A 14,925-nucleotide genomic window follows, 5' to 3' on the forward strand; every position below is an offset into this window, starting at 1 on the left:
AACTTATTTTATGAAAATATCTGTAGAACTTACGTTAACTCCGCTTCAAAACGAATTTGAAACACCAATAATAGAGTTTATAAAAAAACTAAGAGCTTCTGGCTTAACAGTACTCGAAAATCCGTTAAGTACGCAAGTGTACGGAGATTACGATGCGGTAATGAAATTAGTAACTTCTGAATTAAAAAATACTTTTGAACTTATAGACAGCGGAATTTTATTTATGAAAATAGTAAAATCTGATCGTAGTAACTATGAACCAAGTTTTTAATTTACTTTTTAGTCAATACTCAACCTACGCTCCTCTTGATATTTGGTTAGAAATTATCGCTGTTATTTTTGGGTTTTTATCTGTTTGGTTTTCTAAAAAAAATAAAATTTGGGTATTTCCTACAGGGATGATTAGTACCGCAATTTTTGTATATCTTTTACTAAAATGGCAACTTTTAGGAGACATGATGATTAACGGTTACTATTTTATAATGAGTATGTATGGTTGGTATATTTGGACACGCTCTATTGATAAAACACATGTTACACCAATTTCTAAAACCACTGTAAAAGAAAAGAAAATAAGTGTTTTTATCTTTTTAGCAACACTTATTTTTGTATACGTTATTTACACCTATTTTGATAAATGGAATAGTTGGACAGCTTATGTTGACACCCTTACCACTGCAATTTTCTTTGTTGGAATGTGGTTAATGGCAAAGCGTAAAATTGAAAATTGGATTTATTGGATTATCGGTGATATTATTTCTGTTCCGCTATATTTATATAAAGGATTTACATTTACTAGTTTTCAATATTTTATTTTTACTTTTATTGCCATTTCTGGTTATTTAGCATGGAAAAAGAACTTAAACAAACAAACATTAACCTTGTAAAGGTTGTTTTATTTGGCCCTGAAAGCACTGGTAAAACAACGTTATCTGGTCAATTAGCACGTTATTACAATACGGTTTGGGCTCCAGAATTTGCACGGAAATATTTACAAGATAAATGGAATAATGAACGTAAAATTTGCGAACAAAAAGACATTATTCCGATTGCAGAAGGGCAAATAAAACTAGAAAATGATTTAGCACTTAAAGCAGATAAACTTTTAATTTGTGATACTGATTTGTTAGAAACAAAAGTATATTCTGAAGAGTATTATGGAGGTTTTGTAGATCCTAAACTTGATAAAGCTGCTATTGAAAATTCGTACGATATTTATTTTTTAACGTATATTGATACTCCGTGGGAAGCCGATGATTTACGCGATAAACCCGAACAACGTTTAGAAATGTTTACCGCTTTTGAAAACACCTTAAAAAAACACAACAGACCTTATGTTTTATTAAAAGGAGATAAAGAAACAAGACTTAAAAAAGCAGTTGAAACTATTGATGATTTACTTACTAAAAAAGAAAATTTGTATTCTTTTTCTAACACCTTAAACAAGCCTTCTTAATAAAATGAATAGCCACGAACTTATAAAAGAATTAAAATTTAAAGCGATTAGAAGTTCTGGTGCTGGTGGACAACATGTAAACAAAGTATCTTCAAAAATTGAATTGACTTTTGATTTGGAGAATTCGAGAGAATTATCGGAAAATCAAAAAGAGATTCTCTTAAAAAAACTTACCAATCGACTTACAAAAGAGGGGGTTTTAATTCTTTTTTCTGATGAAACTCGTTCGCAACACAGAAATAAGGAATTGGCTATAAAACGTTTTTTAGCACTAATTACACAAGGTTTAAAAAGACCCAAAATTAGAAGGACTACCAAACCTACAAAAGCATCTGTAAAAAGAAAAGCAGAAAACAAACAACGGAATGCACTTAAAAAAACACTTCGAAAAAAGCCAAAACTGGATTAATTATTATAATATTAAACAAACTTAGCCCTGATTGAACGGTTTGTTTGAGCTCTTTTGAGGCACGAAAAAAGCGAGTAGTGAAAGCAGGAAATAGCTTCAAAAAACAAGTGTTAATTTGTTTTCAATTATAAAATTCGGTTTACCTTTGCAGCGTTCTCTTAAAGGGGTGCCAATATCGGCTGAGATCACACCCAATGAACCTAGAACAGGTAATGCTGTTTAGGGAGGCGATAATCGCCATTTTGTAAAACAAGTAATTGTGAACAAGGTAAAATAATCTTTATTTATAAGATTTTTTTTACAATAATCGCAAGCAACTAATTATTCAACAATAACAAAAGAATAATCACCTCTTTTTATTCCATTTTATTTTATAAATGAAAATCACTCATTTTATTAAAAAAGTAAAGACAGTAGCTTTTTTAATGGTATTATTTGCAACCTTAACCGCAAATGCACAAAACTTTATTGTATCAGGTAAAATTGTTAACAATAACCAAAAACCTTTAGTTGGAGCAACCATTGCTGTTAAACAACTGCAAAAAGGAGCCACTACAGATTTTGAAGGGAATTTTAAATTAAAATTAGCAAAAGGAACACACGTTATTGAATTTTCTTATGTTGGATTTAATACTAAAATTCAAGAAATTAATGTTGTCGAAAATCAGCAAATTACAGTGCAGTTAACTAATAACTCAACCGTTTTAGATGAAGTTTTAGTATCTGCAGTTCGTGTGCAAGCAGATGCTCCTGTAACACATTCAAACCTTTCAAAAAAAGAAATTTCAAAACGTAATTTAGGACAAGACATTCCTGTTTTATTAAACTATCTACCAAACGTTATTTCTTCTTCGGATGCTGGCGCAGGTGTTGGATATACTTACATGAGCGTTCGTGGTTCTGACGCAAGTAGAGTTAATGTTACCGTAAACGGAATTCCGTATAACGATGCCGAAAGTCAAGGAACTTTTTGGGTAAATATGGGCGATTTTGCCTCTTCTACTCAAAGTTTACAATTACAACGTGGTGTTGGAACATCAACAAATGGATCTGGAGCTTTTGGTGCTAGTTTAAATATTCTTACCGATGCTGTTGCAACAGAAGCAGGTGGAGAAATTTCTAACTCATTTGGTTCTTACAAAACAAGAAAACATACCGTAAAATTTACTACCGGAAAAGTAAACGAACACTTTGAATTTGCAGGTCGTGTATCAAATATTTATTCTGATGGATATATAGACAGAGCTTCAACCGATTTAAAATCGTATTTTTTACAAGGAAGTTATACCGATAAAAACACCTTAATTAAGGCCTTAGTTTTTGGAGGAAAAGAAGAAACTTACCAAGCTTGGGACGGAATTTCGGCGCAACAATTAAAAGAGGATAGAAGACAAAACCCGTTAACTTACGAAAACGAAATTGATAACTTTCAGCAAGATCATTATCAATTACATTGGAATGAAAAATTTAGCGAAAACTGGTCTACCAATGTTGGTTTAAATTACACGCGTGGTAAAGGGTATTTTGAGCAATTTAAAGATGATAGAGATGCTGCAGATTATAACAATTTAATTGTTGATGGTAGTGATGTTATTGTGCGCCGTTGGTTAGATAACCATTTTTATGTAGCTAATGTAAATGCAACTTATAACAAAAATGGTTTAGAAATTATTTCTGGAATTTCATATAGTGATTATGAAAATGATCATTATGGCGAACTTATTTGGGGAAGTGATTTAGCAGCTAACACCAACATAAGAGATCATTATTATGATGGAAAATCAACCAAAAACGATTTTAGTGTTTTTTCTAAAGCATCATTTAATCTTACCGAAAAACTAAGAGCTTTTGTTGATTTACAAGGTAGATTTGTTACTTATAAAACAAACGGATTAACCTCTAAAAGAAAACCTTTAAATGTTGATGAAACATTTAATTTCTTTAATCCGAAGGTAGGATTAACGTATAAATTAAATGATAATAATAGTTTTTACACCTCGTTTGCCAAAGCAAACAGAGAACCAAATAGAAGCGATTTTAAAGGTGGTGTAAATACGCACGAAAGTTTAAATGATTACGAATTAGGTTGGCGTTTTAAAAACGACTTTGTTAAATTAAACACTAATTTATATTTTATGGATTATCAAAATCAGTTAGTTTTAACTGGTGAAATTGACGATACTGGTGATGCTTTACGTAGCTCTAGCGGTAATAGTTACCGATTAGGTTTAGAGCTAGATGCTGATATTCGTTTAACCGAACAATTTTCTGTACGTCAAAATATTGCTGTTAGTCAAAATAAAAACGTCGCTTTTTTTACTAATAGAGACGGTGCTTTACAGGATTTAGGAAATACAACAATTGCCAATTCACCAAACATTGTTACAGGGAATACATTTACTTATCATCCATCAGAAAACTTTCAAATTGCCTTTTTATCAAAATTTGTAGGCGAACAGTATTTAAGTAATACAGATACCGAAGCATCAAAATTAAAAAGTTATTTTACAAGTGATATAAATATAATGTACGAGTTAAAAACAACATCGATATTTAAATCGATTGTATTTACCGGATTGGTAAACAATGTTTTTAATAAAGAATATGTAGATAGAGGTTATATTTATTTAGATGATTGGTCTACACCAGGAACCACACAAGAAGCACAAGGATATTATCCGCAAGCAACTATTAACTTTTTAGCGGGTGTTACGTTAAAATTTTAAAATTTATTTTTCTTTGAAAAACCTGAGTATTTACTCAGGTTTTTTTATATAAATATTTTAAATAAATAGCTAATTTAGCTATCTATCTTTTTATAAAATTTCTAAAAATAAAATTATAAGTATAGTTGGGAATTTACATCGGTTAAAACTAAAAGTCATATGCTGGATAAAAATTCAGATTTTACTGTTAAAGGAATTTTAAATTGGGCTTTTTTAGAAATGACTGTCTATAATCAACTAAAAGATTTAATAAGATGATATCTACCAAAAATGATATATTTTTAATGAGAAATACTCTATTTTTTCTAATCTTATTTTTATCTATCAATATTTTTTCTCAAAAAAAACCACCTCGAATAATTTTTGGGGAAGTTATATTTGGAGCTGCTGTAGAAATGAGAGGTTCGGGAGGTTTTTTATTTGGAGGTGAATTCAATTATCAATACAAAAAAAAATTGTTTTCAATTAGGTATTTAGAGCATTTAAAATTAGAAACGGATGGTTTTTTATTTTCTCCTTTTACAAAAATTCCAATTATAAAAGAAAAGTTTAATCATAAAGAAATTGGCCTATTATATGGTAAAAGATGGGTGTCTAAAAAATCTTCTTTAAGTGTTTCTGGAGGAGTATCTTTAAACACCTATACAAATAGAACTTTAAATAACAATAACCAACAAGTTAAACTTAAAAATCAATATATAGGATTTCCTTTTGAATTAAACATAAAATGCTTTAATTCAATAAAAAAGAAATATAGAATATATGGAATAGTTCCTGTAGGAAAACCTACTTCCTTTGGAAGAAGTTTTGGTTTTAAATTAGTTGGAAATATATCTAAAAACAGCTTTTTTGGTATCGGTTTTATTTATGGTTTAGGAATTCATAAAAAATACAAATAAAGCATAAAAAAAATCGAGCAAAACTGCCCGATTTTTTTTATGCTTTATTAACTCTACCAACAGCACAACTCACAAAAGATTTTGCTTTGTGTAATACGGTGTTTTTGTCACCTACTTCTGGATAACCAAGATTTGCTAGTTTTTCTTTTACTTTACTTAAAGTAACTTCGTTTGCAACTAAAGTAACTGCCGATTTTTCTACATTAACAGTTACATTATCTACTCCTTTAATGGCTTTTAAGCCGTTGATAATGGTATTTGCACAACCGCCACATTTTAAGTTTTCTATATAAATTTCTTGCTCCATTTTACTTATTTTTTTTGTTCCCACTCATTATAACCTCCTAAAACATTATAAGTTTGAAAGCCTTTTTTTAATAATAATTCTGCTGCTATTTTACTTCTACCTCCTGATCTGCAATACAAGTATACTGGTTTTGATTTATCTAACTTTTTTAAAGCTATTTTTTCAAAATCATCAGCGGTTACGTTTATTTCTACCGCATTATTTATGGTTCCTTTTTCACATTCGGCAGGTGTACGTACATCTACTAACTGAATATTTTTATTGTTTGTTAAGACAACTTTTAACTCATCTACAGAAATATCTTTTATTCCGTTTTCTTGAGATTTACAAGACATAATTATCGTAAAAATCAATCCTAAAAAAAGCAGGTTTTTCTTCATTTTATTTATTTTAAAGTTGATGGACAAACGGTTGCTGTTCTAACAATATCTGTTTTTTTTATGGCTCCGTAACCACCAGCAACATCAATTACATTATGATAGCCTCTTGCTTTTAAAATAGAAGCTGCAATTACTGATCGATACCCTCCGGCACAATGAATATAAAAATCTTCATTTTTAGGAAACTCTTCAATATGATCATTTAAAAAATCTAATGGTGTACTTGGTACATCAACAATATGCTCGTTTGCATATTCTCCTGGTTTACGGGCATCAAATACCTTTGCTCTATTGTTTATAGCCTCTTGCAAAACATCCGCAGAAACCGAATGTAAGGTATCTATTTCTTTGTTTGCTTGTTGCCAAGCTTCAAAACTTCCATCTAAATATCCTAAAACATTATCAAAACCTACACGAGATAAACGTGTAATAGCAGTTTCTTCTTCACCAACTGGCGTTACCAGTAAAATAGGTTGTGTTACGTCTTTTATTAATGCGCCAACCCAGGGTGCAAATGTACCGCCTAAACCAATAAAAATTGATTGTGGTATAAAGCCTTTTATAAAATCGAATTGATGACGCACATCTAAAATTATAGCATCGGTTGTATTGGCTACCTTTTCAAAATCGGTAACAGACAATGCTTTTGCACCGTTTTTAATAACATCATCTATTGATTGATATCCTTCTTTATTCATTTTTACATTTAAAGGAAAATAAGCAGGCGGTGGTAGTAATCCGTCTGTAACCTCTTTTACAAACTCTTCTTTAGTCATATCTGCTCGTAAGGCATAGTTTGTTTTTTTCTGATCGCCAATAGTACCTACGGTTTCTTTACTTAAATTTTTTCCGCAAGCAGATCCTGCTCCGTGTGCTGGATATACGATAACTTCATCCTCTAAATTCATAATTTTTGTACGTAAACTATCGTATAAAAACCCTGCTAAATCATCTTGTGTAAGCGTTCCTTTTTGTGCTAAATCTGGACGTCCAACATCACCTAAAAACAACGTGTCTCCACTAAAAATTGCATGATTTTTACCATTTTCGTCCTTTAATAAATAAGAAGTACTTTCCATGGTATGCCCAGGAGTATGCAATGCTGTAATGGTAATATTACCTACTTTAAAAACTTCGTTATCTGTTGCTATATGTGCTTTATAATTTGTTTTTGCTGTTGGTCCGTATATAATTGTTGCGTCTGTTTTTTCAGCTAAAGTTATATGTCCGCTAACAAAATCTGCATGAAAATGTGTTTCGAAAATATATTTAACCTTTGCGTTATCTTTAGCTGCTGCGATTATATATTGTTCAACTTCACGTAGTGGATCAATAATGGCAACTTCACCATTACTTTCAATATAATAAGCTCCTTGTGCTAAACAACCTGTATAAATTTGCTCTATCTTCATAATATTATTATTCGTACGCTTGATGTATATATTGTGCGTATTTTTTTTGATTCTGATTATCTCCGGTCTTAAAAAAGTTTACTGCTCCATTGGCACGCATAAAAAAGTGATTTAAACTTACTACTTCTAAAATTCCGCCTTTAAAAATATCGTCTCTTACAGGACCTTTTACGCCTGCAAAATAAAACTGAATGTTTCTTTTATTATAGTATTTAATACGTTCTTTTAGCATTTCTACCCCTGTACTATCAACGCGATTTATACTTTCGGCATCTAATACAATTAACTTTAATGCTTTTCCTTTTTTTTCGGTCATTTCATCTAGTTTTTCACGAAAATAATTTGAATTTGCATAAAATAATTGGGCATCAAAACGAAAAACCAATACTTCTTTATCTGTAATTACTTCTTTAAATCTGTTTTTGTTTCTATAAAAATCTGAGTTAGGTACTTTACCTAATTCAATTACATAAGGTCTTGAGGTTCTAAAAATCAATATAATTAAAGACAAACCAACACCTATGGATATTCCTTGTTCTATTCCGAAAAAAATAGTTGCGCAAAAGGTTGCTAATAATAACCAAAAATCTAAATTATTAGCTGACCAAAGTCTTTTTGCCTCCTTTACATTTATCAAATTAAAAACAGCCACAATAATTATTGCTGCTAATATTGTTTTTGGTAAATGGTAAAACACTGGTGTTAAAAAAAGCAGTGTTAATACCACTATAATTACGGATACAATTGCCGAAACACCTGTGGTACCGCCAGCTTCTTCGTTAATTGCTGATCTAGAAAAACTAGAGGTTGAAGGATATGATTGAAATACTGAACCTACTATGTTACTTAAACCTAAGGCTACTAATTCTTGATTAGGACGTATTCTATATTCATCTTGTTTTGCTTCTAAAGTTTTACCTATTGATATAATTTCTAGATATCCAACCATTACCAAAGTAATTGCTATTGGAAACAACTCTCTAATTAAATCAACATCTATAATAGGTAATTTAAAATTTGGCAATCCTGAAGGTATTTCTTTTACGATTGCTACATCAGAAAAATGATTTGTAAAAAAACGTATTGTTATAATTCCTAAAACAACAACAATTAAAGCATTCGGTATTTTTTTATTGATTTTTCTAAAAATCATAATAATAATACAAGCTATAACTCCTATTACGGTAGCATTTGTATTTAACTCTGATATTCGATTAAAAATATCATCTAAAAGAAGATGAACTTGGTCGCTTTGTAAAAAATCTACACCAAATAAATTTCTAAATTGATTTAACCCAATAATTAACGCTACCGCTGATGTAAAACCAATAATTACAGGTCTTGATAAAAAATTTACGATAAAACCTAAACGAAAAACTCCCATTAAAAACTGAATCGTTCCAACCATTAAAGCCAATAAAATAGCAATAGCTATGTAACTTTCAGATCCCATTAAAGCTAATGTTGAAACTCCTGTTGCAACAATTAAAGAATCCATTGCTACAGGACCAATAGCAACTTGACGAGACGAACCGAAAATAGCATATATTAATTGCGGAATTAATGCTGCATACAAACCATAAATTGGAGGTAAACCTGCAATTAAAGCATACGCAATTCCTTGAGGAATTAATACTGTTGCAACAGTTATACCCGCTACAACATCACCTCTTAATTGTGATTTTTGGTAGTTGGGTAACCACTCTAAAATTGGTATGACTTTTTTTATTCGTTTCATCTTAAAAAAGCTCTCCTTGACTTATATCTTTTATTTTCACTAAATGTTTGTAAGCTAAATCGGTAACTTCCCTCCCTCTTGGGGTACGCATTATAAAACCTTGTTGAATTAAAAAAGGTTCATACACTTCTTCAATCGTTTCTGTATTTTCACTAACTGCGGTAGCAATAGTGCTAATACCAACTGGCCCTCCTTTAAATTTATCTATAATGGTTGCTAATATTTTGTTATCCATTTCATCTAAACCATGCGCATCTACGTTTAATGCTTTTAATGCATATTTAGCAATTTCAATGGTAATACTTCCATTACCTTTTATTTGTGCAAAATCGCGTACTCTACGTAATAATGCATTTGCAATACGAGGTGTACCTCTACTTCTACCAGCAATTTCAATGGCAGCTTCCATAGAAATTGGAACACCTAAAATATGTGAACTGCGCTGAATAATGGTTGTTAATAATTCGGTTGAATAATAATGTAAACGACTACTGATACCAAAACGTGCACGCATAGGTGCGGTTAATAATCCCGAACGAGTGGTGGCACCTATTAATGTAAAAGGTTCTAAATTGATTTGAACTGTACGCGCATTGGGTCCAGATTCAATCATAATATCAATTTTATAATCTTCCATTGCAGAGTATAAATATTCTTCTACAATTGGACTTAATCGATGAATTTCATCAATAAATAATACATCACGTTCATCAAGGTTTGTTAACAATCCTGCTAAATCTCCAGGCTTGTCTAAAACCGGACCCGAAGTTACCTTTATCCCTACTCCTAACTCATTCGCTAAAATGTGTGCTAAAGTGGTTTTACCTAACCCCGGAGGACCATGAAATAAGGTGTGATCTAAAGCTTCATCACGTTGATTTGCTGCTTCAACAAATATTTTTAGATTTTCAATTGCTTGATCTTGACCTGAAAAATCATCAAACGAAAGTGGACGTAATTTCTTTTCTACATCCAGTTCTTCATTTGAAAAATTTGTATTTTCAGGGTTTAGGTTTTCGTTCATATTGCCGCAAATATACTTGAAATAAAATGTTAGGTTTGTAATAATTGTTACCAAACAATATTACTTACGCTAAGATACATATTACTGTTTAAAGTTATAAAACAAAAAAGCCTTCCGAAATTGGAAGGCTTTTTTTATGATTTTATTTATTTTATGACGGCTCTTCTCCGTCTAATAATGGTGTAGTTTGTAACACGAAATCTTGTCCATGTACATACTCATCATTTTCATCAGTTTTACTGTAATCATAAGCCCATCTATGAACTTCAGGAATTGCTCCTGGCCAGTTACCATGAATGTGTTCTACAGGAGTAGTCCATTCTAAAGTATTCGATTTCCAAGGATTTTGTGTTGCTTTTTGTCCTCTATATATTGAGATAAAGAAATTTGCTAAGAATATTAACTGTGCAAAACCACCTAAAAATGCCATTAATGTCATAAATACATTAATTTCTACTAAATCATCAAACATAGGAAAGTTTGTGTTTGTATAATAACGACGTGGTAAACCTGCTAATCCAACAAAGTGCATTGGAAAAAACACTCCGTAAGCAGAGATTATTGTTAACCAAAAATGCCAATAACCTAATGTTTTATTCATCATTCTACCATACATTTTAGGAAACCAGTGATACACACCTGCAAACATCCCTAATAAAGCTGATACACCCATTACTAAGTGAAAGTGTGCTACAACGAAATAGGTATCATGTACATTAATATCTAAGGCAGAATCTCCTAAAACTAATCCTGTTAAACCTCCTGTTACGAATGTAGAAACTAATCCGATAGAGAATAACATGGCTGGATTTAATTGTAAATTACCTTTCCATAAAGTAGTTACATAGTTAAATGCTTTTACTGCTGATGGAATTGCAATTAATACTGTTGTAAAAGTAAACACAGATCCTAAGAATGGATTCATTCCTGAGATAAACATGTGGTGACCCCATACAATTGTAGATAAAAATGCAATTGCCATAATAGATCCAATCATTGCGCGGTATCCAAAAATTGGCTTACGTGCATTTGTTGAAATTACTTCAGAAGTAAGACCTAATGCTGGTAATAAAATAATATATACTTCTGGGTGCCCTAAGAACCAAAATAAGTGTTCAAATAATACTGGCGACCCTCCTTGATAATGTAATACTTCTCCCGAGATAAAAATATCTGATAAAAAGAATGATGTTCCAAAACTTCTATCAAAAATTAATAATAAGGCTGCTGATAATAATACAGGGAAAGAAATAACACCGATAATTGCAGTGATAAAGAAAGCCCACATTGTTAATGGCAATCTTGTCATTTTCATTCCTTTGGTACGTAAATTTAAAATCGTAACGATATAGTTTAACGATCCTATTAATGACGATGCAATAAAAATCGCCATCGATACTAACCATAATGTCATACCTGTACCAGAACCTGGAATTGCTTGTGGCAATGCAGATAATGGAGGGTAAATAGTCCATCCTGCAGATGCTGGTCCAGCCTCAACAAATAATGAAATAATCATAATTACTGATGATAAGAAAAATAACCAGTAAGAAACCATATTTAAAAATCCTGAAGCCATATCACGTGCTCCAATTTGTAATGGAATTAATAGATTTGAAAATGTACCACTTAAACCAGCAGTTAATACAAAAAACACCATTATTGTACCGTGAATTGTAACCAATGCTAAGTACATATCAGGATTCATAATTCCATCTGTTTGATGGTTTCCTAAAAATGCTTCAATAATAGAAAACGATGTTTCTGGCCATGCGATTTGTAAACGGAATAACATAGACATAAAACCTCCTATGACTCCCATAAATATACCTGTAACAAGAAATTGTTTAGAGATCATTTTATGATCTTGACTAAAGATGTATTTAGTTACAAATGTTTCTTTGTGATGATGATCTGACATAATTTGTATATATACTTTTAAAAAATATCTTATTTAATAACTTGAGCTAATGTTTTTTGTTCTGATAACCACTTGTTGTATTCAGCTTCATCAACAACAGTAATTTTCATTTGCATATTGTAGTGAGATGCACCACAAATTTTATTACACAACAATAAATAATTAAACTCATAAGGATCTTCTCCTTTGGCTGCTCTAATTTTATTTATTCCGTCTGTTTTTGCAATTACTTCAGTATTCTGACGCATTTCTTCAGTAGTGTACTTAGGTGTAAATGCAAATTGAGTAACCATACCAGGCACACAGTTCATTTGCGCTCTAAAGTGAGGCATATAAGCTGAGTGTAAAACATCTTGAGACCTGAACTTGAATACTATTTTTTTACCTTTTGGTAAAACTAATTCAGTTACTTTTTTATCATCTTGCGAATTAGGATCAGACATATCAACTCCCATTGAGTTAATACCTTTTATAAAGTTTACATTTCCTAAACCTAATTGGTTGTCTTCTCCTGCATAACGTGCTTGCCAGTCAAATTGTCTTGAATATACTTCAATTTCAATCGGATTTTCATCGTCACCAACGTACATAATGTTATTCCAAGCCCATAAACCATATCCTATTAATATTACAATTGTAATTGCAGGAATAACGGTCCAAATTAATTCTAACTTATGGCTATCAGCATAAAACAATGCTTTTTTATCCTTGTTTCCTCTGTACTTATATGTAAAGAAGAAAATTAAAAATTGCATTGCAAATTGTACAATACCAATTAACCAAAATGTAATATCAAATAAGTTATCATCGTGTTCTCCTTCTATCGAAGCAGCTTCTGGTAACATAATTACATTCATTGCTATTAAACAGTAAATCATCATTGCGTATAAGAATGCTAAGAATCCTATAGCTAATTTACCTTGTGTTTCGTTGTCTTTATCTGTAGCGATTACAGAACGGAGATTCATGATGCGAGTAATTTGCCAAAAACTAACTCCTATTGCAATTGCTATGAAAATATAAAATAAAGCGAGCATATTATCTAAACTATTTGTTTATTAATTATAATTATTAATGATTACTATCTTCTCCTCTGTGTTCGATATTATAGTAATGGTGTGTTTCACTTTCGTGTAAGAATGGATTTCCTTTTTGTAATGGATTTGCTTTTGCAAATGCGTTAAACGTAGCATATATAAACAATCCTAAAAAGAATAAAATTCCACTAATTTCTCCAATTCCAAATCCGTATTGAGCACCAACTGTTCCTGGCATAATCATTACAAATAAATCTAAATAATGACCTCCTAATATTACCACACCTCCTAATGTTACAAACCAAGGAATGCTTTTAAAATCACTGTTGATTAATAATAATATTGGAAAAATGAAGTTCATTACTACCATTGCTAAGAAAGGTACTTTATACTCATTAAAACGTAATAAGTAATAAGTAGTTTCTTCAGGAATATCTGCATACCAAATTAACATAAATTGAGCAAACCATAAGTAAGTCCAGAATACTGAAAAACCAAACATATATTTTGCTAAATCATGAATATGACTATCATTTACAAATGGTAAGTGTCCTTTTGATCTTAAGTAAATTGTAACAAAAGCAATTACTGTTAATGCAGATACTAAGAAAGTTGCTAATACATACCAACCAAATAATGTAGAGAACCAGTGTGGGTCTATCCCCATAATCCAATCCCAAGACATCATAGATTCTGTAATCATAAATAAGAATAAGAAAATTACAGAAATGTTATAATTTCTTTTATGTAATTTTAAATCTCCATTATCTTGTTCAATTGACCCTTTTCTAATAATAAAACGGTAAGCATTCCAAACTACTAAATAAAAGATACTTCTAATTAACCAACCTGGAGTATTTAAAAACCACTTTTTACCATCTACAACAGGATCGTAGTTTGGACTTTGAGGGTCAAAAACGCCTTCTCCCATCCATGGAAATAAGTGATTCATGTGCATAAATGTAGCTATTAAAAAAACTAACATTACAACACTTACATAATGCATATTTGCAGTTATAGCTTCCATTACTCTAAATAACACTACAGACCAACCTGCTTGTGCTACTCTTTGAATTGCATAAAATGCTAATACTAATAATGTAACTCCTAAAAAGAACATTAATGCTACAAAAAATGCTGCCCAAGGACGATTTTGCATTTGATGAAAAGCATGTTCTGCGTGTGCATCAGCATGGCTTTCATCATGAGCTTGAGTAGTATTAGTATGTTTTACATCAGCTACAGCATGGTTTTCTTTAACTTCTTCTGTATGAACACTTTCAGAATCTGCTACGTGTTCTTCTTTAACAGCCTCAGCACTTACTACTGTACTATCAGTTACATGCTCATTTATTGCTGTTTCTGAATGATTTTCAACTTTAGCGTGAACTTCAGTTATTGCTGCTTCTTTATGAGATTTTTCCTCTCCATGAGAATCAGCTACTGCATGCTCTCCGTGGTGAGCATCTTGTTTTGCTAAAATTTCTTTTGCTTGTTCTAAAGTTTTAGGTGCCGACATAAAACTTACAACGGTACCTACAGCTCCTAAAATCATAAGAGCAATAGCAAGCATTTTTAATTTTCCTGAAAACTGGTACATATCTTAACTATCTATT

The 14,925-nt window shown here is 31.2% G+C and carries 14 protein-coding genes; 6 read left to right on the forward strand and 8 right to left on the reverse strand.

Translation table 11 applies throughout. The features are described 5' to 3' along the window. The first annotated feature begins 10 nt into the window (after positions 1 to 10). The 6 genes from ACN5J5_RS04240 to ACN5J5_RS04265 all read left to right on the forward strand — a co-directional run bounded on the left by ACN5J5_RS04240 (position 11) and on the right by ACN5J5_RS04265 (position 5,490). Complete coding sequence (locus ACN5J5_RS04240; protein WP_418646065.1) at positions 11 to 271, forward strand: hypothetical protein; 261 nt, start codon at positions 11 to 13, stop codon at positions 269 to 271. Next, positions 255 to 887, forward strand: coding sequence for a nicotinamide riboside transporter PnuC (pnuC, locus tag ACN5J5_RS04245; RefSeq protein WP_418646066.1), 633 nt, complete (start codon positions 255 to 257; stop codon positions 885 to 887). The genes ACN5J5_RS04240 and pnuC overlap by 17 nt, the downstream gene beginning before the upstream one ends. After that, the gene (locus ACN5J5_RS04250) at positions 848 to 1,456 is read left to right on the forward strand and encodes an AAA family ATPase (protein ID WP_418646067.1); all 609 of its coding nucleotides are present in this window, start codon (positions 848 to 850) and stop codon (positions 1,454 to 1,456) included. Before pnuC ends, ACN5J5_RS04250 begins: the two co-directional genes overlap by 40 nt. 4 nt (positions 1,457 to 1,460) lie before the next feature. Continuing rightward, positions 1,461 to 1,865, forward strand: coding sequence for an alternative ribosome rescue aminoacyl-tRNA hydrolase ArfB (gene arfB, locus ACN5J5_RS04255; protein WP_418646068.1), 405 nt, complete (start codon positions 1,461 to 1,463; stop codon positions 1,863 to 1,865). Positions 1,866 to 2,242: 377 nt separating this feature from the next. Then, positions 2,243 to 4,591, forward strand: a complete 2,349-nt coding sequence (locus tag ACN5J5_RS04260) for a TonB-dependent receptor (protein ID WP_418646069.1) — start codon at positions 2,243 to 2,245, stop codon at positions 4,589 to 4,591. Positions 4,592 to 4,875: 284 nt separating this feature from the next. Next, the gene (locus ACN5J5_RS04265) at positions 4,876 to 5,490 is read left to right on the forward strand and encodes a hypothetical protein (protein WP_418646070.1); all 615 of its coding nucleotides are present in this window, start codon (positions 4,876 to 4,878) and stop codon (positions 5,488 to 5,490) included. A 37-nt stretch (positions 5,491 to 5,527) separates the two neighbouring features. On the opposite strand, the gene ACN5J5_RS04270 is transcribed toward ACN5J5_RS04265, so the two are convergent. The 8 genes from ACN5J5_RS04270 to ACN5J5_RS04305 all read right to left on the reverse strand — a co-directional run bounded on the left by ACN5J5_RS04270 (position 5,528) and on the right by ACN5J5_RS04305 (position 14,909). Further along, the gene (locus ACN5J5_RS04270) at positions 5,528 to 5,797 is read right to left on the reverse strand and encodes a heavy-metal-associated domain-containing protein (protein ID WP_418646071.1); all 270 of its coding nucleotides are present in this window, start codon (positions 5,795 to 5,797) and stop codon (positions 5,528 to 5,530) included. A gap of 5 nt (positions 5,798 to 5,802) precedes the next feature. Further along, positions 5,803 to 6,177, reverse strand: coding sequence for a rhodanese-like domain-containing protein (locus ACN5J5_RS04275; RefSeq protein WP_418646072.1), 375 nt, complete (start codon positions 6,175 to 6,177; stop codon positions 5,803 to 5,805). A 5-nt stretch (positions 6,178 to 6,182) separates the two neighbouring features. Then, positions 6,183 to 7,589 (reverse strand): MBL fold metallo-hydrolase, encoded by a 1,407-nt coding sequence (locus ACN5J5_RS04280; protein WP_418646073.1) that lies wholly within the window; start codon positions 7,587 to 7,589, stop codon positions 6,183 to 6,185. A 7-nt stretch (positions 7,590 to 7,596) separates the two neighbouring features. Beyond that, the gene (locus ACN5J5_RS04285; protein ID WP_418646074.1) at positions 7,597 to 9,327 is read right to left on the reverse strand and encodes a SulP family inorganic anion transporter; all 1,731 of its coding nucleotides are present in this window, start codon (positions 9,325 to 9,327) and stop codon (positions 7,597 to 7,599) included. Between the two features lies 1 nt (position 9,328). Continuing rightward, entirely contained in the window at positions 9,329 to 10,351 is a 1,023-nt protein-coding gene (ruvB, locus tag ACN5J5_RS04290) for a Holliday junction branch migration DNA helicase RuvB (protein ID WP_418646075.1), read from the reverse strand. 151 nt (positions 10,352 to 10,502) lie between these two features. Next, positions 10,503 to 12,272 carry a cytochrome c oxidase subunit I gene (locus tag ACN5J5_RS04295; protein WP_418646076.1) on the reverse strand — a complete coding sequence of 590 codons (1,770 nt, stop codon included), beginning with the start codon at positions 12,270 to 12,272 and terminating at the stop codon, positions 10,503 to 10,505. A 29-nt stretch (positions 12,273 to 12,301) separates the two neighbouring features. After that, positions 12,302 to 13,309 carry a cytochrome c oxidase subunit II gene (locus ACN5J5_RS04300; protein WP_418646077.1) on the reverse strand — a complete coding sequence of 336 codons (1,008 nt, stop codon included), beginning with the start codon at positions 13,307 to 13,309 and terminating at the stop codon, positions 12,302 to 12,304. A 34-nt stretch (positions 13,310 to 13,343) separates the two neighbouring features. Continuing rightward, positions 13,344 to 14,909 carry a quinol:cytochrome C oxidoreductase gene (locus ACN5J5_RS04305; protein WP_418646078.1) on the reverse strand — a complete coding sequence of 522 codons (1,566 nt, stop codon included), beginning with the start codon at positions 14,907 to 14,909 and terminating at the stop codon, positions 13,344 to 13,346. Positions 14,910 to 14,925: the final 16 nt, after the last annotated feature.

Origin of the sequence: Tenacibaculum insulae, from assembly GCF_964512435.1 — a bacterium.
Lineage (GTDB): Bacteria > Bacteroidota > Bacteroidia > Flavobacteriales > Flavobacteriaceae > Polaribacter > Polaribacter insulae_A.